Below are 22,686 nucleotides of genomic sequence, written 5' to 3' on the forward strand. Positions count from 1 at the left end.
GGGGAACATGCCATGAGCGCCGAGGACCTCGAGAAGTACGAGACCGAGATGGAGCTGAAGCTCTATCGGGAGTACCGCGACGTCGTCGGTCTGTTCAAATATGTGATCGAGACCGAACGGCGCTTCTACCTCACCAACGACTACGAGATGCAGGTGCACTCGGTCCAGGGCGAGGTGTTCTTCGAGGTGTCCATGGCGGACGCCTGGGTGTGGGACATGTACCGACCTGCTCGTTTCGTGAAGCAGGTACGGGTCCTCACGTTCAAGGACGTGAATATCGAGGAGCTGAACAAGAGCGATCTGGAACTGCCGGGCGGTTGATGACGGGCCAAGAACCCTCGTGAGGGTGAGGGAGTTGTCCACAGTCGGCCGTTTGTCCACCAAGATCCAATAGCCGGTCGAAGTGGCCTCAGTGTTGGCGCCGGAGGTGGTGCCGACATGAACACACCTGAGGCACGCAACGCACTGGGTAAGTACGGCGAGGATCTGGCCGCACGGCGGCTGACCGAGACCGGGATGACGGTCCTGGCGCGCAACTGGCGCGGCGGCAGGACCGGCGAGATCGACATCGTGGCCCGGGACGGGGACGCGCTCGTCGTCTGCGAGGTCAAGACGCGCAAGGCGGGGGCCTTCGAGCACCCGATGGCGGCCGTCACGCCGGCCAAGGCACAGCGCCTGCGCGGCTTGGCCGAACGCTGGCTCCAGGAACACGGCGGGGCACCACCCGGCGGCGTCCGCATCGATCTGATCGGCGTCGTCCTTCCCGATCGCGGCGCCCCCGTGGTCGAGCACGCGCGGGGGGTGGCCTGATGGGATTCGCGCGTACCTGTGCGGTGGCCCTCGTGGGCGTCGAGGGCGTGGTCGTCGAGGTCCAGGCGGACCTGGAGCCGGGCGTCGCGGCCTTCACCCTGGTCGGCCTGCCCGACAAGAGCCTGACCGAGAGCAAGGACCGGGTCCGGGCGGCGGTGGTGAACTCCGGCTCGGCGTGGCCCCAGAAGAAGCTCACGGTCGGCCTGAGCCCGGCATCAGTACCCAAGGGCGGCAGCGGTTTCGACCTGGCCGTCGCCTGCGCGGTGCTGGGAGCCGCCGAACGCATCGATCCCCGGGTGCTCTCCGACATCGTGATGATCGGCGAGCTGGGCCTCGACGGACGTGTACGGCCGGTGCGGGGCGTGCTGCCGGCGGTCCTGGCCGCGGCGGACGCCGGGTACGAGCAGGTGGTGGTGCCCGAGTGCGCGGCGGCCGAGGCCTCGCTCGTACCGGGGATCTCGGTGCTCGGGGTGCGCAGTCTGCGCCAGCTGATCGCGGTGCTCACGGACGAGCCGGTGCCCGAGGAGGATCCGGACGAGCAGGGGCGACCGGATCCGCTGATGGCGGGACTGCGGATGCCGGGCACAGGCGCCGCCACCGGCATGCACAGCATGGGCGCGGCCCAGCACGACCACGACCTCGCCGACGTCGTGGGTCAGCACTCGGCACGGACCGCCGTGGAGGTCGCGGCGGCGGGCGGCCACCACCTCTTCCTGGAAGGTCCCCCGGGAGCGGGCAAGACGATGCTCGCCGAGCGGCTGCCGGCCATCCTGCCGCGGCTCACCAAGGGCGAATCCCTGGAGGTCACCGCCGTCCACTCGGTCGCCGGCCTGCTGCCACCGGGCAAACCCCTGGTCGACATCGCTCCCTACTGCGCCCCGCACCACTCGGCGACCATGCAGGCCCTCGTCGGCGGCGGCCAGGGGATCGCGCGGCCGGGCGCGGTGTCCCTGGCTCACCGCGGGGTGCTCTTTCTGGATGAAACGCCAGAATTCGGCAGCCAGGCTCTCGATGCGCTGCGTCAGCCTCTGGAGGCTGGGCATGTGGTGATCGCGCGCAGTGCGGGGGTGGTGCGGTTTCCGGCGCGGTTCCTCATGGTGCTGGCGGCGAACCCCTGCCCTTGCGGCCGTTTCTCGCAGCGGGACGACCTGTGCGAGTGCCCGCCCTCCATGATCCGCCGCTACCAGGCCAGGCTCTCCGGGCCACTGCTCGACCGCGTCGACCTGCGAGTCGAGGTGGACCGCGTCACCCGGTCCGAGCTGACCGAGCGCGGTGCGCGGGGCGAATCCACCGAGACGGTCGCCGACCGGGTGCGGGCGGCCAGGGAGCGGGCCGCCGCGCGGCTGGCGGACACGCCCTGGCGGACGAACAGCGAAGTGCCGGGCCGGGAGCTGCGCAGCCGCTGGTACGCGTCCCTGGGCGCGATGGACGAGGCGGAGCGGAGCCTTGAGCGAGGTGCGCTGACCGCCCGCGGCCTCGACCGGGTGCTGCGTGTCGCCTGGACCGTCGCGGACCTGGTGGGACACGACCGACCCGGCGCGACGGACGTCGCCCTCGCCCTGCAACTGCGCACCGGGGTCCCCCGTGGGGTGCCGATGGCGATCGGCGCGCTGTCGTGAGCCAGGAGGACGAGAGGCTCCGGCGGGCCTTCCTCGCGCGGGTGATCGAACCGGGCGACGAGGTCTGCGGGCGCTGGCTGCGGGCGGTCGGTGCCGCGGAGGCGGTCCGGCGGCTCGTCGCGGGCGGCGAGCAGCCACGGGGAGTGACGGACAAGCGCTGGGCGGGACTGCGGGCCCGGGCGGAGCGGGCGGATCCGGAGCGGGACCTCGCGGTGGCGCGTGAGGAGGGGACCCGGTTCGTGTGCCCCGGGGACCCCGAGTGGCCGGCGCAACTCGACGACCTCGGCGACACGCGTCCCACCGGTCTGTGGGTGCGGGGGCGGCCCAGCCTGCGGATATGGGCGCTGCGCTCGGTCGCCGTGGTCGGAGCCCGGGCCTGTACCGAGTACGGCGCCCATATGGCGGGCACGCTCGGTGCCGGGCTCGCCGAGCGGGGCTGGGTGGTGGTGTCGGGCGGTGCCTACGGGGTGGACGGCGCCGCGCACCGGGGCGCCCTCGGGGCGGGCGGCGCCACCGTCGCCGTGCTGGCCTGCGGAGTCGACCGGCCCTATCCGCGCGGGCACACCGAGTTGATCACCAGGATCGCCGAACAGGGGCTGGTCGTGGGGGAGTTGCCGCCGGGCGACCACCCCACGCCGAGCAGATTCATCCTCAGGAACCGGGTCATCGCCGCGCTCACCCGGGGGACCGTGGTCGTCGAGGCCGCGTACCGCAGTGGCGCACTGGTCACGGCGCGGGCGGCGCAGCGGCTGGGGCGGTTCGCGATGGGGGTGCCGGGCCCGGTCACCAGCGGGCTGTCGGCCGGGGTGCACGAGCTGCTGCGCGGCGAAGCGGTCCTGGTCACGGACGCCGCGGACGTCGCCGAACTGGTGGGCGACATCGGCGAGCTGGCCCAGGACCGGCGCGGGCCCGTGCTGCCGCGTGACCTGCTGGATCCGGGCGCCGGACGTGTGCTGGCCGCGCTGCCGGCGCGCGGTCTGGCGGGAGCGGAGGACATCGCCCGCGGGGCAGGGACCACCACGGACGACGCGGTCGCGAGGCTGTACGAACTCCGATCACTTGGTTTCGTCGAACGACACGGCGACGGCTGGAAGTTGACACGCCAGGCAATGATCTCGGTCCGCGGTGATCGTCGCGGGTGCTGACCGAGCGTGTTCGGCCGTCCGGGCGAACGCCGACAGCCTTGGCAATTCCCGCAGTTGATGTCTCTCGGCGATCACGGAGGGCGACGAACATGCCCCCGGGGGACGCACAGCGGAACGTATCTGCGCACGATTGATCCGCTCCCCTTCGCGCACTGCGACGCTCCAGTCACGCTACGCTCACGTGGATTCCGACGCAGGACAGGCAACTCGACATCAGCGCGACAGCTCACCCAGGTACCCCCAGTTCACGGCAGAACGGCACAAGGCGACGAATGCCCCAGCACACCTCCGGGTCCGATCGGGCGGCGATCCCCCCAGCTGCCCGCGACGGCGGTAGCGTGCGCCCGCCCGCTCCCTCGACGCTCGACGAGTTGTGGCGGTCGTACAAGGCGACGGGGGACGAGCGGCTGCGCGAGCAGTTGATCCTGCACTACTCGCCGCTGGTGAAGTACGTCGCCGGGCGGGTGAGCGTGGGTCTGCCGGCCAATGTGGAGCAGGCCGACTTCGTCTCGTCGGGGGTGTTCGGGCTGATCGACGCGATCGAGAAGTTCGACATCGAGCGGGAGATCAAGTTCGAAACATACGCGATCACGCGGATCCGGGGCGCGATGATCGACGAGTTGCGGGCGCTGGACTGGATCCCCCGGTCGGTGCGGCAGAAGGCGCGCAATGTGGAGCGTGCGTACGCGACGCTCGAGGCTCGGCTGCGGCGCACGCCGTCGGAGGGTGAGGTGGCCTCCGAGATGGGGATCGGGGTGGAGGAACTCCACGCGGTCTTCAGCCAGTTGTCGCTGGCCAACGTGGTGGCGCTGGAGGAGTTGCTGCACGTCGGCGGCGAGGGCGGTGGCCGGCTGAGTCTGATGGACACGCTGGAGGACACCGCGGCGGACAATCCGGTGGAGGTCGCCGAGGACCGGGAGCTGCGGAGGTTTCTGGCACGGGCGATCAACACGCTGCCGGAGCGGGAGAAGACCGTGGTCACGCTCTACTACTACGAGGGCCTGACGCTCGCGGAGATCGGGAACGTGCTGGGAGTGACGGAGAGCCGGGTGAGCCAGATCCACACCAAGTCGGTGCTGCAGTTGCGCGCCAAGCTGGCGAGTTTCGGGCGCTGACCTCGAGCGGGGCAAGCTGCTGAATCGTCCCTGCCCGGTCACTCCCCCTCGCTGGCGCGTTCCCATCGGGTGGTGGGAGTGACTGCCGTCCGGGGCGGTCCGTCCGTAAAGTGGAGGGCGTGCCAAGGATTCGAGCGGCCTCCGTGGCCGAGCACCGGTCGATGCAGCGAGCCGCCCTGCTGGATGCGGCCCGATCCCTGCTGTCCGAGGGCGGGACGGAGGCGCTGACCTTCCCGGCCCTCGCCGAGCGCACGGGGCTCGCGCGGTCCTCCGTGTACGAGTACTTCCGGTCCCGGGCGGCCGTGGTCGAAGAGCTGTGCGAGGTGGACTTTCCGGTCTGGGCCGCGGAGGTCTCGGCGGCGATGGCCGCGGCGGACGGGCCCGAGGGCAAGGTCGAGGCGTACGTTCGGCAGCAGTTGGCGCTGGTCGGGGACCGGCGGCACCGGGCTGTCGTGGCCATCTCCGCGAGTGAGCTCGATGCCGGGGCCCGGGAGAAGATCCGCGCGGCGCACGGCGGGCTGGTGGCGATGATCGTCGACGCGCTGCGGCAGATGGGCCACGCCGAGCCCCGGCTGGCCGCGATGCTCCTGCAGGGTGTGGTCGACGCGGCGGTCCGGAGGATCGAGCTGGGGGCCGCGGAGGAGCCCGGCGCGATCACGGACGCCGCGGTGGGGATGGCGCTGCGGGGCGTACGCGGCTGAGCCCCTGCGCGCCGGGTGCCCGGCGCCGGGCGACGGCGCGGACGGCGCGGCCGGCCCGGCCCGGCTTTGTGTGAAGGCGCCGCTCCCCCTGCGGATGGAGTTGCCTCTCCTGCCGCGGATGAATACGCCTCTCCTGGCCTCAGCCATGTCCTGGCTCCACGCCTCACCCGTGTCCTGGCTCCGCACAGGCCGGTCGGCGAGCGGCGTTTCGGGTGTTCGTCGCACATGTCCACGCGGGGCTGAGTCCGCGCAAGCCGGGCAGCCAGGCCTGAGGCGTGGTCGCGGCCAGTGGTTCTCCCGTTTCTCACGGCTGCGCGCTCGTCACCGGGAGCAGGCGGGACGGATCCCTGTGCAGGAGCCAGGGTGGGAGCAGGGACAGGGGGTTCAAGTAGGTTCTGTCTCTTCGCAGGCCCCAGTGCAGGCAAGGCGTTGCGCAGTGGGCGTCGCCCGGTTCGAGCGTGCCCAGTACCTCACCCGCGGTCACCTCGTCGCCCTGGTGCACCGTCGCCCGTACCGGGGTGAAGGTCGTCCGCAGGGGCGGAGCGCCCGTGCCCGTCAGTTCGACGGCGACCGCGCCACGCCCCGCGACCCGCCCCGCGAAGGAGACGCGGCCGGCCGCGACGGAGCGGACCGGGGCGCCCGGGGACGCCGTGAGGTCCACCCCGCGATGGCCGCGGGCGTACGGCGTCGCCGGCGGGTCCCAACCCCGCAGGACCGAGGGGCGCAGACCCACCGGCCAGAGGCGGGCGAGCGGCACAACCGTCGTGTCGGGGGCCGGTGGACCGGCGGGGGACGGCGGCGCCGGACCGTTCGCCCGGGCCAGGGCTGAGGGGGGCAGCGCACCCACCACGGTCGCGCCCAGCACGGTCACCGTCATTCCCAACAGCAACCCCAGCCACGTGCGCACACATCGTTTCTCTCGCATGCGAGAACGGTCCCGCATCTGACGGATCATGGCCGGGATCTGTGGACCACCGGCCGGTTGTGGACAGCGGCGTCACCCTGCACCTTCCGGGTCCCGTACACTTCTCGTGGCGATCCGGGTCACCGGGTCGACTTCGCACGCCCCGACAACCGGCCATCAAAAGCCGGTGTCAGCGCCCCTCGGTCCCTCGTGGCAAGGCGCATCGCGGGCGTCAGGCGCGAGTGCCGTCCGGCACGCGCGGCACAACCGAGAACACCAAGGAGAACGGCCATGGCCGTCGTCACGATGCGGGAGCTGCTGGAAAGCGGCGTCCACTTCGGTCACCAGACCCGTCGCTGGAACCCGAAGATGAAGCGCTTCATCTTCACGGAGCGCAACGGCATCTACATCATCGACCTGCTCCAGTCGCTGTCGTACATCGACCGCGCCTACGAGTTCGTCAAGGAGACCGTCGCCCACGGCGGCACGGTCATGTTCGTCGGCACGAAGAAGCAGGCGCAGGAGGCCATCGCCGAGCAGGCCACCCGCGTCGGCATGCCCTACGTCAACCAGCGCTGGCTGGGCGGCATGCTCACCAACTTCTCCACCGTCTACAAGCGTCTGCAGCGCCTCAAGGAGCTCGAGCAGATCGACTTCGAGGACGTCGCCGCTTCCGGTCTGACCAAGAAGGAGCTTCTCGTGCTCTCGCGCGAGAAGGCCAAGCTGGAGAAGACCCTTGGTGGTATCCGCGAGATGCAGAAGGTGCCCAGCGCCGTCTGGATCGTGGACACCAAGAAGGAGCACATCGCGGTCGGTGAGGCCCGGAAGCTCAACATCCCGGTCGTCGCCATCCTCGACACCAACTGCGACCCCGACGAGGTCGACTACAAGATCCCGGGCAACGACGACGCGATCCGCTCCGTCACCCTGCTCACCCGCGTGATCGCCGACGCCGTCGCCGAGGGCCTCATCTCCCGTTCCGGTGCCGGCAAGGCCGAGGGTGACAAGGCCGCGGGCGAGCCGCTCGCCGCGTGGGAGCGCGACCTGCTCGAGGGCGAGAAGAAGTCCGACGACGCCGAGGTCCAGACCTCCGCCGAGACGGAGAAGGTCGCCGACGCCGAGCAGGCCGAGGTTGTCGCCGAGGCCGAGGCCGCTGTCGAGGCCCCGGCCGCCGAGGCCCCCGTCGCCGAGGCCCCGGCCGCGGACGCCGAGCAGGCCTGACCCCTCACCCCTTCGGGTCACGAACGGCGGGGGCACACCGAGCCCCCGCCGTTCGGCCCGTAGATCTTCAGACTTCGAGAGAGATTCCAGGAATCATGGCGAACTACACCGCCGCCGACGTCAAGAAGCTCCGTGAGCTCACCGGCGCCGGCATGATGGACTGCAAGAAGGCGCTGGACGAGGCCGACGGCAACGTCGACAAGGCCGTCGAGGCGCTGCGCATCAAGGGCCAGAAGGGCGTCGCCAAGCGCGAAGGCCGCTCCGCCGAGAACGGCGCCGTGGTCTCCATCATCGCTGACGACAACACCTCCGGTGTCCTGGTCGAGCTGAAGTGCGAGACGGACTTCGTCGCCAAGGGTGAGAAGTTCCAGGCCGTCGCCAACGAGATCGCCCAGCACGTCGTCAAGACGTCGCCGGCCGACCTCGAGGCGCTGCTCGGCTCCGAGATCGTGCCCGGCAAGACGGTTCAGGCGTTCGTCGACGAGGCCAACGCCAACCTGGGCGAGAAGATCGTCCTGGACCGCTTCGCCCAGTTCTCCGGTGCCTACGTGACCGCGTACATGCACCGCACCATGCCCGACCTGCCCCCGCAGATCGGTGTCCTGGTCGAGCTGGACAAGGCCGACGCCGACCTCGCCAAGGGTGTCGCGCAGCACATCGCCGCCTTCGCGCCGAAGTACCTCTCCAAGGAGGACGTCCCGGCCGAGGTCGTCGAGTCCGAGCGCCGCGTCGCCGAGGAGACCACCCGCGCCGAGGGCAAGCCCGAGGCCGCCCTCCCGAAGATCGTCGAGGGTCGCGTCAACGGCTTCTTCAAGGAGGCCACCCTCCTCGGTCAGCCGTATGCGCTCGACAACAAGAAGTCCGTCCAGAAGGTCCTGGACGAGGCCGGTGTCACCCTGAAGCGCTTCGTGCGCATCAAGGTCGGCATCTGAGTCCGTACCGCGATCGACGCGCGACCCCTATAGGGTCGGCAGCAGTCGTCCGCGTACGCCGACACGCGCGCGTGCGTGACGGACGACAGCAGATCTGACGAGGAGGCCATTGCCGCGTATGGGAGACAACACCCCACCGGCAATGGCCTTCTTCGTATGTGCACCATGAGGAGATCTCCATGACCACCACCCAGGCCGACAAGGGCGAGAAGACCGACGACGGCAAAGGCGCGGGCCGCTTTCTGCTGAAGCTTTCCGGCGAGGCGTTCGCCGGAGGCGGCGGACTGGGCGTCGACCCCGACGTGGTGCACAAGATCGCCCGCGAGATCGCGGCCGTCGTGCGCGGCGGCGCCCAGATCGCCGTCGTCATCGGCGGCGGCAACTTCTTCCGCGGCGCCGAGCTCCAGCAGCGCGGCATGGACCGGGCCCGGTCCGACTACATGGGCATGCTCGGCACGGTCATGAACTGCCTCGCCCTCCAGGACTTCCTGGAGAAGGAGGGCATCGACAGCCGCGTGCAGACCGCCATCACCATGGGCCAGGTCGCCGAGCCGTACATCCCGCTGCGCGCCGTACGGCACCTGGAGAAGGGCCGTGTGGTCATCTTCGGCGCCGGTATGGGCATGCCGTACTTCTCCACCGACACCACCGCCGCCCAGCGCGCCCTGGAGATCGACGCCGAGGCCCTGCTGATGGGCAAGAACGGCGTGGACGGGGTCTACGACTCCGACCCCAAGACCAACCCCGAGGCCGTCAAGTTCGACTCGCTCGGCTACGGCGAGGTCATCACGCGCGACCTCAAGGTCGCCGACATGACCGCCATCACGCTGTGCCGCGACAACAAGCTGCCGATCCTGGTCTTCGAGCTCCTGGCGGAGGGCAATATCGCGCGGGCCGTCAAGGGTGAGAAGATCGGCACACTCGTGGGTGACCAAAGCGGCCGGGCCTGACCGGGACCGACCTCGGCCGGGGACAAGCCCGGGCCGAGGACGGACCCTGACCGGGGGATGGACAATGTCCTGCCGGTCCGGAACCGTGCAGGAATAAGACGCGACGCAGCCGGCCGCCACCCCGACGAGGAGCAGCTGCCGGGCCTACTCAAGACACGCAGGAGCAAGTGGTGATCGAAGAGACCCTCCTCGAGGCCGAGGAGAAGATGGAGAAGGCCGTCGTGGTCGCCAAGGAGGACTTCGCCGCGATCCGCACCGGCCGTGCGCACCCGGCGATGTTCAACAAGATCGTGGCCGACTACTACGGCGCGCTGACGCCGATCAACCAGCTGGCCTCGTTCTCGGTGCCGGAGCCGCGCATGGCCGTGGTGACCCCGTTCGACAAGAGCGCGATGCGCAACATCGAGCAGGCGATCCGCGACTCCGACCTGGGCGTCAACCCGAGCAACGACGGCAACATCATCCGAGTGGTGTTCCCCGAGCTGACCGAGGAGCGCCGCAAGGACTACATCAAGGTCGCCAAGACCAAGGGCGAGGACGCCAAGGTGTCCATCCGCTCGGTCCGCCGCAAGGCCAAGGACGCCATCGACAAGCTGATCAAGGATGGCGAGGTCGGCGAGGACGAGGGCCGCCGCGCGGAGAAGGAGCTCGACGACACCACCGCGAAGTACGTCGCTCAGGTGGACGAGCTCCTGAAGCACAAGGAAGCGGAGCTGCTCGAGGTCTGATGAACGACTCTTCCTGGGGGGCGCCGCCACAAGCCGGGTACTGGGGGCCGTCCGAGCAGGGGCCTGTCCAGGGGGCAGCCCCGGCGGGTCCCGCATACGATGCGCATAACGCGCAGCAGACTCGCCCCATGCCCATCGCGCCCGACGTACCCGCACATGGCGGAGACCAGGATGACGACCGGGGGGCCGCTCGGCTGAGCGGCCCCCTGTTCCGCGACGACACCCCGTCGGCGGGATCCCTCGGGACCCCTTCGCAGAAGCCGCAGGAGCCCATGCCCAGCCCCGTCCCACAGCCCGCCCCCGCACCGCAGAAGAAGAGTGCGGGACGCGATCTGGGTGCCGCGATAGGGGTCGGCGTCGGGCTCGGTGCGGTGATCGTCGCGTCGTTGTTCGTCGTCAAGGCCGTGTTCGTCGGGGTCATAGCGGTCGCCGTGGTGGTGGGCCTGTGGGAGCTCACATCACGGCTCGAGGAGCGCAAGGGCATCAAGGCGCCGCTCGTCCCGCTCGCGGTGGGCGGTGCGGCGATGGTCGTCTCCGGCTACGTCCGGGGCGCCGAGGGCGCGTGGGTGGCGATGGCGCTCACCGCGCTGGCGGTCCTGGTCTGGCGGATGACGGAACCGCCCGAGGGCTATCTCAAGGACGTCACGGCGGGCGTCTTCGCGGCTTTCTACGTGCCGTTCCTGGCGACGTTCGTGGCCATGATGCTGACCGCCGACGACGGTCCGCGCCGCGTCCTGACGTTCCTGCTGCTGACGGTCGTCAGCGACACGGGTGCGTACGCGATCGGCTGGCGCTTCGGCAAGCACAAGCTGGCACCGCGCATCAGCCCCGGCAAGACCCGTGAGGGCCTCTTCGGAGCGGTCACCTTCGCGATGGTCGGGGGCGCGCTGTGCATGCAGTACCTGATCGAGGGCGGCACGTGGTGGCAGGGGCTGATCCTGGGCTTCGCGGTCGCGGCCACCGCCACGCTCGGTGACCTCGGTGAGTCCATGATCAAGCGGGACCTGGGCATCAAGGACATGGGCACCCTGCTGCCGGGTCATGGCGGCATCATGGACCGGCTGGACTCGCTCCTGCCGACGGCGCCGGTGGTCTGGCTGCTGTTGGTGCTCTTCGTGGGATCCGGCTGACCTGCGCGCATGTCGGTGAGGGGCTCGTCGTCCACGGTGACGGCGGGCCCCTTTTCGTCGGGGGCCGACGGCTTCTCGCCGGGTGGCCGACGGCCCGGGGTCAGTGGTGACCCAGTCCACCGCTGCCGAACGAGCCGCTGCCGCCGTCGTGCCAGCGCTCTCGCTTCTGCGACGCGCTCGTGCGGGTCGACATGTGGGTCAGCTCGTACGGGGTGAGAGCGTGCTGTCCCTTGGCCACCTTGGGTACCTCGGCGGCCTCCCGGACCTCCCGCATCTCGCGGACCGGCCCCCCCTGAGGCATGTGCGGCTGTTCCTCGGCGCGTGGCAGACGCGGTGCGCGGGTCCGCATGCGGCAGCTCAGCCAGAAGCTGCCGCCCAGGAGTGTGATGAGTGCCACGGCGATCAAGAACAGCGCCAGGCTGATCAGGCCGCTGGGCTCCGCCAAATACATCGTCGATGCAGTACTCATATAAGGCAAATACCCTCAAATTACCCAACGAACCTGCCACCCCGACCGGCCTGTGCCGTACTTCGACGGGCCGGCGGCTTCGAACCGGGCTGCTGTCCTCGGCGGGATGTGGATCCGGCAGCCGGGTGGCGCCCCGCACGGCTCGCGGCCCGGGTCACGTAATTCGATCTGCGACACTGGTATGGCCATGCCTAAGCCCGGAGAACTCACATTCGTCGCCCCCCGCGGAGCCAAGAAGCCGCCGCGGCACCTCGCCGACCTCACGCCCGCCGAGCGCAAAGAGGCGGTTGCCGCGATCGGTGAGAAGCCGTTTCGCGCCAAGCAGCTCTCGCAGCACTACTTCGCGCGGTACGCGCACGACCCCGCGCAGTGGACGGACATCCCGGCCGCCGCGCGCGGCAAGCTCCAGGAGGCGCTGCTTCCCGAGCTGATGACGGTCGTGCGGCATCTGTCGACCGACCAGGACACCACCCGCAAGACGCTGTGGCGCCTGTTCGACGGCACACTCGTCGAGTCCGTGCTGATGCGCTACCCGGACCGGGTGACCATGTGCATCAGCTCGCAGGCGGGCTGCGGGATGAACTGCCCGTTCTGCGCCACCGGACAGGCAGGCCTGGACCGGAACCTGTCCACGGGCGAGATCGTGCACCAGATCGTGGACGGGATGCGGGCCCTCAGGGACGGCGAGATCCCGGGCGGCCCGGCGCGGCTGAGCAACATCGTCTTCATGGGTATGGGCGAACCGCTCGCCAACTACAAGCGGGTCGTGGGCGCCATCCGCGCGCTCACCGACCCGGAGCCGGACGGGCTCGGGCTCTCGCAGCGCGGGATCACCGTGTCGACGGTCGGGCTGGTGCCCGCCATCCACCGGTTCTCCGACGAGGGCTTCAAGTGCCGCCTCGCCATCTCGCTGCACGCCCCGGACGACGAACTGCGCGACACCCTTGTCCCCGTCAACACGCGGTGGAAGGTGCGCGAGGTGCTGGACGCCGGCTGGGAGTACGCGGCCAAGTCCGGACGCCGGCTGTCCATCGAGTACGCCCTCATCCGGGACATCAACGACCAGGCATGGCGTGGTGACCGGCTCGGGCGGCTGCTCAGGGGTAAGCCTGTACACGTCAACCTCATCCCGCTGAACCCGACACCGGGTTCGAAGTGGACCGCCTCGCGGCCCGAGGACGAGAAGGCGTTCGTCGAGGCGATCGCGGCTCATGGGGTGCCGGTGACCGTCCGGGACACCCGGGGCCAGGAGATCGACGGAGCCTGTGGTCAGCTCGCCGCCACCGAGCGGTAATCTGGCGAGGTCCAACCACATCTTCATATTCCGACAGGGGAGCGCCACAGCGCTGAGAGTGCGGTAGCCGGAGCACCGGTGGGCCGCAGACCCTCAGAACCTTGCCCAGGTCATTCTGGGTAGGAAGTTCGGGCATCACTCAAGCTGTTGCGCCCTGCCCGGGAACCTTCCGAGGATCCCGGGCAGGGCCGCGTCTCTTCCTGGTCATCCCAGGAGGAATTCAGTGATCACCAAGAGGAAGACCACGGCCGTCGTCATCGGGCTGGGCCTCGTCACGCTGTCCGCGTGCGGGTCCTCCGACAGCGGCGGTGCCGGGGACTCCAAGACCGTCACGCTCGTCAGCCACGACTCGTGGGCCGTCTCGAAGAGCGTGCTGGCGGACTTCGAGAAGCAGTCCGGGTACAAGGTCAGGGTCCTCAAGGACGGCGACGCCGGGCAGGCCGTCAACAAGGCCATCCTCACCAAGGACAACCCGCAGGGCGACGTCTTCTTCGGCGTCGACAACACCCTGTTGTCCCGCGCGCTCGACAACGGGCTGTTCCAGTCGTACGAGGCCAAGGGCTCCGACCAGATCGTCCAGCAGTACCGGATCGACCAGGACAGGCACCGGGTCACGCCCATCGACTCCGGTGACATCTGCGTCAACTACGACAAGGCCTACTTCAGCAAGCACAAGCTGGCACCGCCGGCCTCCTTCGACGACCTGATCAAGCCCGCGTACAAGAACCTCCTCGTCACCGAGAACGCGGGCACGTCCTCGCCCGGCCTCGGTTTCCTGCTCGGGACCGCCGCGAAGTATGGGGACGACGGGTGGCAGGACTACTGGAAGAAGCTCAAGGCCAACGGTGTGAAGGTGGTCGACGGCTGGGAGCAGGCCTACAACGACGAGTTCTCCGGGTCCGCGGGCGGCAAGAAGGCCAAGGCCGACCGGCCGCTGGTCGTCTCGTACGCCTCCTCCCCGCCCGCCGAGGTGATCTACGCCGACCCGAAGCCGAAGGCCGCGCCGACCGGGGTCGCGAGCGGCACCTGCTTCCGCCAGGTCGAGTACGCGGGGCTGCTGAGCAACGCGAAGAACACGAAGGGCGGCAAGGCGCTCCTCGACTTCCTCATCAGCGTCAAGTTCCAGGACGACATGCCGCTGAACATGTTCGTGTACCCGGTCCGCGAGACCGCTCAGGTGCCCGAGGAGTTCGTGAAGTTCGGCCCGCAGGCCAAGAACCCCGAGACCCTGGCGCCCGCCAAGATCGCCGACAACCGTGACCAGTGGGTCAAGTCGTGGACCTCGCTCGTACTGAAGTAGCGTCTCGAAAGAGCCGCAAGGAGAGCGCGACGCGGATGGGGCTGATGGCCCTGCCCGTCGCGTTCTTCGCCGTCTTCTTCGCCTATCCCGTCGCCGCGATCGTCGCCCGTGGTCTCAAGATCGACGGGGCCTGGCGGTTCGGACGGATCGGTGAGGTGCTCGCGCAGTCCGACATCCGGCACGTCCTGTGGTTCACCACCTGGCAGGCGCTCGCCTCCACGGCGCTCACGCTGCTGATCGCGCTCCCCGGCGCGTATGTCTTCGCGCGCTTCGATTTCAGGGGCAAGCAGGTGCTGCGGGCGGTGGTGACCGTCCCGTTCGTACTGCCGACGGTCGTGGTCGGTACGGCGTTCCTGGCCCTGCTGGGCCGGGGCGGATTCCTCGACCAGCTGTGGGGTGTACGGCTGGACACCACCGTCTGGGCGATTCTGCTCGCGCACGTCTTCTTCAACTACGCGGTGGTCGTACGGACCGTCGGCGGGCTCTGGTCGCAGCTCGACCCGCGTCAGGAGGAGGCCGCGCGGATGCTGGGTGCCTCCCGGTTCGCGGCCTGGCGCAGGGTGACGCTGCCGGCGCTGAGCCCGGCCGTGGCCGCCGCCGCGCTGATGGTCTTCCTGTTCACCTTCACCTCGTTCGGTGTGGTGCAGATCCTCGGCGGGCCGACCTTCTCCACCCTCGAGGTCGAGATCTACCGGCAGACCTCGGAGATCTTCGACCTCGCGACCGCGGCGGTGCTGACGATCGTCCAGTTCGTGGCCGTCGGCGCGATCCTCGCCGTGCACGCCTGGACCGTACGCCGCCGGGAGACCGCCCTGCGCCTGGGCGCTCCGGAGCTGACCGTGCGCAGGCCGCGCGGGGCCGGCCAGTGGGCGCTGCTGGGTGGGGTCCTGGCGAGCATCCTCGTTCTTCTCGTCCTGCCGCTCGGGGTACTGGTCCAGCGGTCCCTGGACGCACCCGGCGGCTACGGATTCGCGTACTACAAGGCGTTGACCTCGGCCGACAGCGGCATCTTCCTGGTGGCGCCGATCGCGGCGATCGGCAACTCGCTGGAGTACGCGCTCGCCGCCACCGCGATCGCCGTCGTGATCGGCGGTCTGGCGGCCGCCGCCCTCACCAGGCGGACCGGGCGTCTCGTACGGGGCTTCGACGCGCTGCTGATGCTGCCGCTCGGCGTGTCCGCCGTGACCGTCGGGTTCGGCTTCCTGATCGCGCTCGACGAACCGCCGCTGGATCTGCGCTCCTCCTGGATCCTGGTGCCGCTCGCGCAGGCTCTGGTGGGCGTCCCCTTCGTCGTACGCACCGTGCTGCCGGTGCTGCGGGCGGTGGACGGACGGCTCCGGGAGGCCGCCGCCGTCCTCGGAGCCTCGCCCTGGCGGGTGTGGCGGGAGGTCGATCTGCCGTTGGTGCGGCGCGCGCTGCTGATCGCGGCGGGGTTCGCCTTCGCCGTGTCGCTTGGCGAGTTCGGGGCGACGGTCTTCATCGCGCGGCCCGACAACCCGACCCTGCCGGTCGCCGTGGCCCGGCTGCTCGGGCGCGCGGGTGACCTCAACTACGGCCAGGCGATGGCCCTTTCGACGATCTTGATGGTGGTGTGCGCGGTGGCCCTGCTGCTGTTGGAACGCATCCGCACCGACCGGACGGGGGAGTTCTGATGGCGCGACTCACGAAGCAAGCGACGGAGGGGACGCAGGAGGGGACGGCGGAGCATCCCCGGACCCGGACCCGGACCCAGATACGAACCCAGACCCGGACGCGCGACGCCCTGCTGAGGGTCGAGGCCGCGACCGTACGCTTCGGCGGTCGGCCGGTGCTCGACGCCGTCGACCTCGACGTCGCCGAGCACGAGATCGTGTGTGTGCTCGGACCGAGCGGCAGCGGAAAGTCCACGCTGCTGCGGGCGGTGGCCGGACTGCAGTCGCTCGACACGGGCCGCGTGCTCCTGGCGGGACACGACCAGGCCGGGGTGCCCGCGCACAAGCGGGGTGTCGGGCTGATGTTCCAGGACCACCAGCTCTTCCCGCAGCGGGACGTGGGCGGCAATGTCGCCTTCGGGCTGCGGATGCATGGCGCGTCGAAGGAGCAACAGGGCGCGCGAGTCGAGGAGTTGCTGGAGCTGGTGGGGCTGCCCGGAGCCCGGGCACGCGCCGTCGCCGCCCTCTCCGGCGGTGAGCAGCAGCGGGTCGCGCTGGCCCGCGCGCTCGCCCCGCGCCCCCGGCTGCTGATGCTCGACGAGCCGCTCGGCCAGCTGGACCGTTCGCTGCGGGAACGGCTGGTCCTCGAACTCCGGCAGCTCTTCGGCGAGTTGGGAACGACGGTGCTCGCCGTCACCCACGACCAGGGCGAGGCCTTCGCGCTCGCCGACCGGGTCGTGGTGATGCGCGAGGGGCGGATCGCCCAGTCCGGCACGCCACTTGAGGTCTGGCAGTACCCGGCGGACGAGTTCGTGGCCCGTTTCCTCGGCTTCGACAACGTGGTCGCGGCGACGGTGCGCGATCGGCTCGCGGACACCCCGTGGGGGAAGGTCCCGGTGCCGGAGGGTACCGCGCAGGGCCCCGGCACGCTCCTCGTACGGCCCGCGGGGGTGCGGCTGGTCGCCCCGGCGGACGGGCTGCGCTGCACCGTGGCGGCACGCACCTTCCGGGGCACCCACGTCGCCGTACAGCTGAAGCCGGAAGGCGCGCCGCCCATCGAGGCGGCGTGCGCGCTGCGGGAGGCGCCCGCGCCCGGTGGCGAGGTTGGCGTGGCGTTCGAGGCAGCCGAAATCGTCGTGCTCGGGGAGCCGTCGGCGCCATAGGGTGCGGATCATGACGCTACTCGCACATGACCGCTACTGCGACGCCATCGAACTGGAGGTGCGGCGGCTGAGGGACGTGGTGACGTCCGGGGCCGATCTGTCCGCGACCGTGCCGACCTGCCCGGACTGGTCGCTGGAGCGGCTCGTGCGGCACGCGGGCGGGGCGCTGCGCTGGGTCGAGCTCATCGTCCGCACGAAGGCACAGGAGAACATCGAGGACGAGCAGGTGCCGCTCCTTGAGGGACCCCCCGCCGCCGAGGGCGACCCCGCCGCGCTGGACGCCTGGCTCGCCGAGACCGGCGAGATGCTCGTCGCCGCGCTGCGCGAGGCGGGGCCCGACACCAAGGTGTGGGCCTGGGCCGGGGACCTCAGCTCCGGCTTCTGGGCCCGCCGGATGACGCACGAGCTGGTGATCCACCGAGCCGACGCGACGCTGGCGGCCGGGCTGCCGTACGAGGTGGCGCCCGATGTGGCCGCGGACGCCATCGACGAATGGCTCGGGATCATCGAGTTCGTGCAGCGGACGCGGCCGCACGACGGCGCCGCGGCCGAACTGCGCGGCCCGGGCCGCAGCATCCACCTGCACGCCACCGACACCCCGCCCGAACTCAACGCCGAGTGGGTCGTCGAGCTCACCGAGGAGGGCGTCTCCTGGCGCCGGGACCACGAGAAGGCGACTGTCGCGCTGCGCGGCCCGCTCACCGACGTCCTGCTCGCCTTCTACCGCCGACTGCCTCTGGACGACGGGCGGTTGGAGGTGCTGGGGGAGAGGGAGCTGCTGGACTTCTGGCTGGAGCGGGCGACCTTCGGCTAGCCGGCGTACCCGGACAGGCGTGTGGCCCGCCCCCTTCGAGAGGGACGGGCCACACGTTTCACGCGGACGTACGGTGTGCGGTTCAGCTCGACTTCGAGGCGCCGCGGCGACGCATGCCGAAGAACACCGCTCCGCCGCCGACCACCACGAGGGCACCGGCGATACCGGCGATCATCGGCGTGTTGGAGTTCGCACCGGTCTCGGCGAGGTTGGAGCTACCGGCCGCGGGGGACGGGGCGTTGTCGCCCGGCGTCGCGGGCGCGGCGCTGCTCTCCGACTCCGACGGGTTCGCGGAAGGCGTCCCCGAGGAGGCGGGCGAGGACGGGGTCTCGGACGGCTCCGGGGTCTCCGAGGCCGACGGCGACGGCGACTCGGTCGCGCAGGCCGTGGGCGGAGCGGTCACGTTGCCCTTGATGTCCGCGTCGACCAGGTTTCCGGCCTTGACGTGGACGCGGTACGTGGCGTTCGGCTTCCAGTCCTCGACGAAGGTGATGGTGACGCCTTCGCGGGAGCCCTTGACCTCCTGCTGGCCGACCTTCTGCACGTCGGCACCGTTGTTCTCGAGGAACACGGAGACGATCGCCGAAGTGCCGGAGGCGTCCACGTCCTTGACGGAGATGATGCCCTTGGTGCCGTCGCACTTGGCTTCGGCGGAGAACTCACTGATGTTGCAGGCAAGGGCGTTGCCGGCGGCACCGAGCGCGAGCGCGGCGGTGGCGGAGGCGACACCGAGGATTCGCACGGAACGTGCGGTACGGCGAGATATGGACACGATTGCCCTTCACAGAATGCGCAACTGCGGGGGGATTAAGGGGGTTTCTGCTGTGTCAACAGGGCCCCCTCGGGCCTCACAGGTTTATAAGTGCCACCTAAGGGCTGTCAATGCATATGCCCTGCCGTGCCACCGGCTTTGCCTTGTCATTAACCGCCGAGGCGTTTGAGCGCCTCCGGCACGTCCTCGATCCGGTCCACCAGTGCGATCCGGGACGCCATCGACCGTTCATGGGCAAGGGATTGGAGAAGGGGCCAAGTAGGGTGTTTTTCGGTCCAATGCGCGCGGTTCACGAGAACCATGGGGGTGGGCTCACCCCGCGACTCGTAGTAGTTCGGAGTCGCGTTGTCGAAGATCTCCTGTACGGTCCCGGCGGCGCCCGGCAGGAAGACGACACCCGCGTTCGAGCGGGCCAACAGCCCGTCCTCCCGGGTCGCGTTGGCGAAGTACTTGGCGATGCGGGCGGCGAAGGCGTTCGGCGGCTCGTGGCCGTAGAACCAGGTCGGGATGCCGACGGAGGGGCCGCCGTCCGGCCAGCGTTCGCGCACGGTGAAGGCGGCGCGCGCCCAGTCGCCGATGGAGGGGGTGAACGACGGTGCCTCGGCGAGGAGCCGGAGCGCCTCGGTGAGCATCTCGTCGTCGAACGGGGCGGCGTACGCGCCGAGGTTCGCCGCCTCCATCGCGCCGGGGCCGCCGCCGGTGGCGACCGTGAGCCCGGCACGCGCCAGTTCGCGCCCCAGGCGAGCGGCGCCCTCGTAGGCCTCCGTGCCGCGTGCCATCGCGTGACCGCCCATCACGCCCACCACTCGGGTGCCGACGAAGAGTTCGTCGAGCGCGTCCGACACCGAGTCGTCGTGGATCGCGCGCAGCATCGATGCGAAGACGTCGCCGTCGGCCTTGGTCTGCTGGAACCAGGCGTACGCGCGGGCGTCCGGGGTCGCATCGTAGCCGTCGTCGAGCGACGTGAAGAGCTCGTCCGGGGAGTAGAGCAGCCCGCGGTAGGGGTCGAAGGGCAGTCCGGGTATGGGTGGGAAGACGAGCGCGCCGGCGGCCCGTACCCGTGCCGCCGCCTCGGGGTCCATCGGGCAGCCGAGGAAGACGGAGCCCGTGGTGTCCACGGCGAGCAGGGCGTCCGTACGGTCCGTCAGATCCACGGCCTGGACGCGAAACCGGGCGAGCGAGCCGTGCTCCGAGACGACCTTGTCGAACTCGGCGAGGGACTCGATCTCGCGGTCATGGGCGGCGTGAAGGGGAGTTGACTGCACGCGGCCATGCTAGGGGTGGGTTCTTCGGCGGCGGGCGGCGGTCTCCCCTTCTTTGGGGGGACATGCACGTGGGTCCCCCCGGGGCGCTCAGCTCTGGACCGCGGCCGGGTCCATCCACACGACCTCCCACGTGTGGCCGTCCAGGTCGTCGAAGGTACGGCCGTACATGAAGCCGTGGTCCTGCGCCTCCCGGGTCCCCGAGCCGCCCGCCGCGAGGGCCTTGTCGCAGAGCTCGTCGACCTTCTCGCGACTCTCGGCGCTCAGACACAGCAACACCTCGCTGGTCTTCGTCGGGTCCGCGATCTCCTTCTTCGTGAAGTCCGCGTAGCGCTGCTTGCTCAGCAGCATCGCGATGATCGTGTCGCTGATGACGACGCAGGCGCAGTCGTCCGTCGTGAACTGCGGGTTGATCGTGTAGCCGAGCTCGGTGAAGAACTTCTTCGAGGTGTCGATGTCGTTCACGGCGAGGTTCACGAAGATCATCTGCTGGTACATGAGGGGTCTCTCCCGGTGACGGTGACGGTGACGGTGAAGTGAGGTGGTGCCGTGCGCAGAGGTAGACCGCCACTCCGCACGGAACTCATCGCCCGGCGGGAAAGAAACGGGAAAGAAGCGGGGGAGGAAGCGGGGAAGCAAACGGGAAGGAAGCGCGTACGGGTGCTCAGCGCACCAGCGGCGCCGCCGCCAGTTCCGCGACCACCCAGGTCAGCGGGCCGAACGCGGCGAGCAGCGCGCCCGCGCGGAGTAGCGCGGCGCCCCGCAGCACGGTGGTCGGTGCTCCCATGCGCAGCAGCGCCGCCGTGGTGTCGGCGCGCGCGTGCTTGGCCTCGACCGCCGCCGTCAGCAGGGTCGCGACGGTGCACCCGGCCACGAGCAGCGCCCCGAGCGTGCTGAGCGGACCGAACGAGGGCCGCGCCCCCGAGTACACCGTCGCCATGGCGTACGCGCCGGACGCGACCGCGCACACCACGCCGAGCGGGCGCCCGATGCGCCGGGCCTCCTCCTGCAGGGCGCGCCCGGCGAGCAGCCGCAGCACGCCGGGGCGTACGGCCTGGAGCAGCCGCCCGCACAGATGCGTGATCGCGGGGGCGGCCAGCATCAGCCCGAGCGCGGTCAGGGACCAGCCGCCGAACACCCGGGCGGGGCCGCCCGTGAAACGGCCGGGCAGCGCCAGGCCGGGTCCCGAACGGCTCGCGTACGCCTCCACGGCAAGGCCCGCCGCGAGGACGGCGATGCCCCAGGGCAGTCCCCCGGGCGTGGGCAGCGGAGGGGCGGGCTGCTGCGGATCCAACAGGCGCCCCGGCTGGTCGGCGTACGGGCCGGACTCGGCGCGCCTACGGGACCGCTCACGGGGGGAGTCCCCGGCGGCGCCCGGCCGTCGGGGACGGGTCGGCCGGGCCCCCCGCGGTCGCAGTACCACCGCGCTCGCGGAGGAGGCGGCCAGCGGGACCAGGAGCAGCAGTGTCAGGGCCGCGGGCAGGGGCAGTGGGTGGTCGGAGGCGAGGAAGGCCGCGTCGCCGTCGAAGCGCATGCCGGGGAGGTCGCCGCGCAGGTGCAGGAAGACGAGCAGCGCGAGCACCGAGCCGAGCGTGGTCGACAGGGCGGTGGTGACCGCCGAGATGGCCATCAGCTGGCCGGGGCCGAGTCCGACCGCCGAGAGCCCCGGGCGCGGCCGGGTCCCCGGGTCCGTACGGGCGACCGCGACCGCGAAGTGCACGGTGGCGGCGACGGGCGCGAAGCACCAGAGGAGCCGGAGCAGCGCGCCGGCCGAGGGGTCCGGGTGCGCCAGCGCGTACCCCAGCGTGCACAGCAGCAGGAAGCCGGTGCCCGCCGAGGCGGCGGCGACCAGGAGTCTGCGCAGCTGGACGAGGGAATGGGCCCCGCGGGCTAGACGGAGAGCGAGCACGCGGCCCGGCCTTCCGCCTCGAGGACCGGGGGCAGGTGGAGTGTGTTCACGCGCCGTCCGTCGAGCAGTGACACTGTGCGGTCGGCGAGGGCCGCGGTGTCCGCGTAGTGCGTGGCGAGGACGACCGTGATGCCGTGAGAGCGGGCCGCCGAGGTGAGGGTGCGCAGGACGTGCGCGCCGTCGGCGCTGTGCAGCGGGGCGGACGGCTCGTCGGCGAAGAGCACCTTGGGGGAGAGGGCGAGCGCCCGGGCGATGGCGACGCGCTGCCGCTCGGTCTGGAGCAGGGCGTGCGGGCGTTTGCGGGCGCAGTCGCCGATGTCGAGGCGTTCCAGCCATTCGAGGGCGGCGGTCTTGGCGGCCCGGCGGCCACAGCCGCGCAGCATCAGGGGCAGCGCCGCGTTCTCCCAGGCGTTCAGTTCCGGTACGAGGACGGGCGTGGGGTCGATCCAGCCGAAGCGGTCGCGGCGCAGCCGTTCGCGGGTGACGGGGTCCATGGTGTGCACCGGCGTGCTGTTGAACCAGACCTCGCCCTGCTGGGGCAGCAGCTGCCCCGACAGACACTGGAGCAGGGTCGTCTTGCCGCTGCCGCGCGGGCCGCCGACGGCGACGATCTCGCCGTCGCGGATGCCGAGCGAGACACCGTTGAGCGCGGGCGAGCCGTTGTGCTTGACGTGCAGGGCACGTGCCCAGAGCACGTCGTTGTCCGGCGGGGCCACCATCGCGTACACCTCGGTTCAGATCTGATTTGCGCTGCCAATCCCCCGGACGGGGGAACGAAGGCGGGGCCGATCGGTCACTGGGCACGCTAGGGAGTCGG

Annotated in this window: 23 protein-coding genes; 16 read left to right on the forward strand and 7 right to left on the reverse strand. The window is 70.6% G+C overall.

The features are described from left to right. Positions 1 to 12: 12 nt before the first annotated feature. The 6 genes from OG798_RS36805 (at position 13) to OG798_RS36830 (ending at position 5,390) form a co-directional block, all read left to right on the forward strand. Entirely contained in the window at positions 13 to 321 is a 309-nt protein-coding gene (locus OG798_RS36805; protein ID WP_003965949.1) for a DUF2469 domain-containing protein, read from the forward strand. Positions 322 to 438: 117 nt separating this feature from the next. Beyond that, complete coding sequence (locus OG798_RS36810) at positions 439 to 810, forward strand: YraN family protein (protein ID WP_095852379.1); 372 nt, start codon at positions 439 to 441, stop codon at positions 808 to 810. Then, on the forward strand, positions 810 to 2,429 hold the full coding sequence (locus OG798_RS36815) for a YifB family Mg chelatase-like AAA ATPase (RefSeq protein WP_095852378.1): 1,620 nt from the start codon (positions 810 to 812) through the stop codon (positions 2,427 to 2,429). The genes OG798_RS36810 and OG798_RS36815 overlap by 1 nt, the downstream gene beginning before the upstream one ends. Next, positions 2,426 to 3,574: a DNA-processing protein DprA gene (gene dprA, locus OG798_RS36820; protein WP_328758344.1), complete on the forward strand. Its 1,149-nt coding sequence runs from the start codon at positions 2,426 to 2,428 to the stop codon at positions 3,572 to 3,574. Before OG798_RS36815 ends, dprA begins: the two co-directional genes overlap by 4 nt. Positions 3,575 to 3,846: 272 nt before the next feature. Further along, positions 3,847 to 4,689 (forward strand): RNA polymerase sigma factor WhiG, encoded by an 843-nt coding sequence (gene whiG / locus OG798_RS36825; protein WP_067371119.1) that lies wholly within the window; start codon positions 3,847 to 3,849, stop codon positions 4,687 to 4,689. 143 nt (positions 4,690 to 4,832) lie between these two features. Next, positions 4,833 to 5,390, forward strand: a complete 558-nt coding sequence (locus OG798_RS36830) for a TetR/AcrR family transcriptional regulator (protein WP_095852376.1) — start codon at positions 4,833 to 4,835, stop codon at positions 5,388 to 5,390. Between the two features lie 304 nt (positions 5,391 to 5,694). On the opposite strand, the gene OG798_RS36835 is transcribed toward OG798_RS36830, so the two are convergent. Then, a complete protein-coding gene (locus tag OG798_RS36835; protein WP_257016565.1) occupies positions 5,695 to 6,315 on the reverse strand; it encodes a M23 family metallopeptidase in 621 nt (206 codons plus the stop codon). A 270-nt stretch (positions 6,316 to 6,585) separates the two neighbouring features. On the opposite strand from OG798_RS36835, the gene rpsB reads away from it, so the two are divergent. The 5 genes from rpsB (at position 6,586) to OG798_RS36860 (ending at position 11,255) form a co-directional block, all read left to right on the forward strand. Then, the gene (rpsB, locus tag OG798_RS36840; protein WP_121414908.1) at positions 6,586 to 7,515 is read left to right on the forward strand and encodes a 30S ribosomal protein S2; all 930 of its coding nucleotides are present in this window, start codon (positions 6,586 to 6,588) and stop codon (positions 7,513 to 7,515) included. 95 nt (positions 7,516 to 7,610) lie between these two features. Further along, positions 7,611 to 8,447, forward strand: a complete 837-nt coding sequence (gene tsf / locus OG798_RS36845; protein WP_095852373.1) for a translation elongation factor Ts — start codon at positions 7,611 to 7,613, stop codon at positions 8,445 to 8,447. A 179-nt stretch (positions 8,448 to 8,626) separates the two neighbouring features. Next, the gene (pyrH, locus tag OG798_RS36850; RefSeq protein WP_054235346.1) at positions 8,627 to 9,397 is read left to right on the forward strand and encodes a UMP kinase; all 771 of its coding nucleotides are present in this window, start codon (positions 8,627 to 8,629) and stop codon (positions 9,395 to 9,397) included. A gap of 170 nt (positions 9,398 to 9,567) precedes the next feature. Then, positions 9,568 to 10,125, forward strand: coding sequence for a ribosome recycling factor (gene frr, locus OG798_RS36855; RefSeq protein ID WP_054235439.1), 558 nt, complete (start codon positions 9,568 to 9,570; stop codon positions 10,123 to 10,125). After that, the gene (locus OG798_RS36860) at positions 10,125 to 11,255 is read left to right on the forward strand and encodes a phosphatidate cytidylyltransferase (protein ID WP_097224658.1); all 1,131 of its coding nucleotides are present in this window, start codon (positions 10,125 to 10,127) and stop codon (positions 11,253 to 11,255) included. Before frr ends, OG798_RS36860 begins: the two co-directional genes overlap by 1 nt. Before the next feature lie 100 nt (positions 11,256 to 11,355). On the opposite strand, the gene OG798_RS36865 is transcribed toward OG798_RS36860, so the two are convergent. After that, the gene (locus OG798_RS36865; RefSeq protein ID WP_095852371.1) at positions 11,356 to 11,724 is read right to left on the reverse strand and encodes a DUF6479 family protein; all 369 of its coding nucleotides are present in this window, start codon (positions 11,722 to 11,724) and stop codon (positions 11,356 to 11,358) included. A 187-nt stretch (positions 11,725 to 11,911) separates the two neighbouring features. Between OG798_RS36865 and rlmN the strand changes: the two genes are divergently transcribed. From rlmN to OG798_RS36890, 5 genes are all read left to right on the forward strand, one after another. Beyond that, entirely contained in the window at positions 11,912 to 13,018 is a 1,107-nt protein-coding gene (rlmN, locus tag OG798_RS36870; RefSeq protein ID WP_261689986.1) for a 23S rRNA (adenine(2503)-C(2))-methyltransferase RlmN, read from the forward strand. Positions 13,019 to 13,244: 226 nt separating this feature from the next. After that, the gene (locus OG798_RS36875; RefSeq protein ID WP_121418300.1) at positions 13,245 to 14,318 is read left to right on the forward strand and encodes a thiamine ABC transporter substrate-binding protein; all 1,074 of its coding nucleotides are present in this window, start codon (positions 13,245 to 13,247) and stop codon (positions 14,316 to 14,318) included. Next, on the forward strand, positions 14,294 to 15,970 hold the full coding sequence (locus OG798_RS36880; protein ID WP_443053934.1) for an ABC transporter permease: 1,677 nt from the start codon (positions 14,294 to 14,296) through the stop codon (positions 15,968 to 15,970). The genes OG798_RS36875 and OG798_RS36880 overlap by 25 nt, the downstream gene beginning before the upstream one ends. After that, positions 15,970 to 17,112 carry an ABC transporter ATP-binding protein gene (locus OG798_RS36885; protein ID WP_328758346.1) on the forward strand — a complete coding sequence of 381 codons (1,143 nt, stop codon included), beginning with the start codon at positions 15,970 to 15,972 and terminating at the stop codon, positions 17,110 to 17,112. The genes OG798_RS36880 and OG798_RS36885 overlap by 1 nt, the downstream gene beginning before the upstream one ends. A gap of 10 nt (positions 17,113 to 17,122) precedes the next feature. Then, the gene (locus OG798_RS36890; protein ID WP_328758347.1) at positions 17,123 to 17,926 is read left to right on the forward strand and encodes a maleylpyruvate isomerase family mycothiol-dependent enzyme; all 804 of its coding nucleotides are present in this window, start codon (positions 17,123 to 17,125) and stop codon (positions 17,924 to 17,926) included. Between the two features lie 82 nt (positions 17,927 to 18,008). On the opposite strand, the gene OG798_RS36895 is transcribed toward OG798_RS36890, so the two are convergent. From OG798_RS36895 to OG798_RS36915, 5 genes are all read right to left on the reverse strand, one after another. Next, positions 18,009 to 18,698 carry an LAETG motif-containing sortase-dependent surface protein gene (locus OG798_RS36895; protein WP_328758348.1) on the reverse strand — a complete coding sequence of 230 codons (690 nt, stop codon included), beginning with the start codon at positions 18,696 to 18,698 and terminating at the stop codon, positions 18,009 to 18,011. A gap of 149 nt (positions 18,699 to 18,847) precedes the next feature. Next, a complete protein-coding gene (locus tag OG798_RS36900) occupies positions 18,848 to 19,963 on the reverse strand; it encodes an LOG family protein (protein ID WP_328758349.1) in 1,116 nt (371 codons plus the stop codon). An 87-nt stretch (positions 19,964 to 20,050) separates the two neighbouring features. Next, positions 20,051 to 20,458, reverse strand: a complete 408-nt coding sequence (locus OG798_RS36905; protein ID WP_095852348.1) for a VOC family protein — start codon at positions 20,456 to 20,458, stop codon at positions 20,051 to 20,053. A 166-nt stretch (positions 20,459 to 20,624) separates the two neighbouring features. Beyond that, positions 20,625 to 21,869, reverse strand: coding sequence for a hypothetical protein (locus OG798_RS36910; RefSeq protein ID WP_328758350.1), 1,245 nt, complete (start codon positions 21,867 to 21,869; stop codon positions 20,625 to 20,627). Next, positions 21,851 to 22,588, reverse strand: a complete 738-nt coding sequence (locus tag OG798_RS36915; protein ID WP_095852346.1) for an ABC transporter ATP-binding protein — start codon at positions 22,586 to 22,588, stop codon at positions 21,851 to 21,853. Before OG798_RS36915 ends, OG798_RS36910 begins: the two co-directional genes overlap by 19 nt. Positions 22,589 to 22,686 lie beyond the last annotated feature (98 nt).

This window comes from Streptomyces sp. NBC_00271, from assembly GCF_036178845.1.
In the GTDB taxonomy this organism is placed as follows: domain Bacteria; phylum Actinomycetota; class Actinomycetes; order Streptomycetales; family Streptomycetaceae; genus Streptomyces.

Bases quoted from the DNA above. Each gene is read 5' to 3' on its own strand.
- OG798_RS36805 (WP_003965949.1), top strand. From the start codon at position 13: ATGAGCGCCGAGGACCTCGAGAAGTACGAGACCGAGATGGAGCTGAAG.
- OG798_RS36810 (WP_095852379.1), top strand. From the start codon at position 439: ATGAACACACCTGAGGCACGCAACGCACTGGGTAAGTACGGCGAGGAT.
- OG798_RS36815 (WP_095852378.1), top strand. From the start codon at position 810: ATGGGATTCGCGCGTACCTGTGCGGTGGCCCTCGTGGGCGTCGAGGGC.
- whiG (WP_067371119.1), top strand. From the start codon at position 3,847: ATGCCCCAGCACACCTCCGGGTCCGATCGGGCGGCGATCCCCCCAGCT.
- OG798_RS36835 (WP_257016565.1), bottom strand. From the start codon at position 6,315: ATGCGAGAGAAACGATGTGTGCGCACGTGGCTGGGGTTGCTGTTGGGA.
- rpsB (WP_121414908.1), top strand. From the start codon at position 6,586: ATGGCCGTCGTCACGATGCGGGAGCTGCTGGAAAGCGGCGTCCACTTC.
- tsf (WP_095852373.1), top strand. From the start codon at position 7,611: ATGGCGAACTACACCGCCGCCGACGTCAAGAAGCTCCGTGAGCTCACC.
- pyrH (WP_054235346.1), top strand. From the start codon at position 8,627: ATGACCACCACCCAGGCCGACAAGGGCGAGAAGACCGACGACGGCAAA.
- OG798_RS36860 (WP_097224658.1), top strand. From the start codon at position 10,125: ATGAACGACTCTTCCTGGGGGGCGCCGCCACAAGCCGGGTACTGGGGG.
- OG798_RS36865 (WP_095852371.1), bottom strand. From the start codon at position 11,724: ATGAGTACTGCATCGACGATGTATTTGGCGGAGCCCAGCGGCCTGATC.
- rlmN (WP_261689986.1), top strand. From the start codon at position 11,912: ATGCCTAAGCCCGGAGAACTCACATTCGTCGCCCCCCGCGGAGCCAAG.
- OG798_RS36885 (WP_328758346.1), top strand. From the start codon at position 15,970: ATGGCGCGACTCACGAAGCAAGCGACGGAGGGGACGCAGGAGGGGACG.
- OG798_RS36890 (WP_328758347.1), top strand. From the start codon at position 17,123: ATGACGCTACTCGCACATGACCGCTACTGCGACGCCATCGAACTGGAG.
- OG798_RS36905 (WP_095852348.1), bottom strand. From the start codon at position 20,458: ATGTACCAGCAGATGATCTTCGTGAACCTCGCCGTGAACGACATCGAC.
- OG798_RS36915 (WP_095852346.1), bottom strand. From the start codon at position 22,588: ATGGTGGCCCCGCCGGACAACGACGTGCTCTGGGCACGTGCCCTGCAC.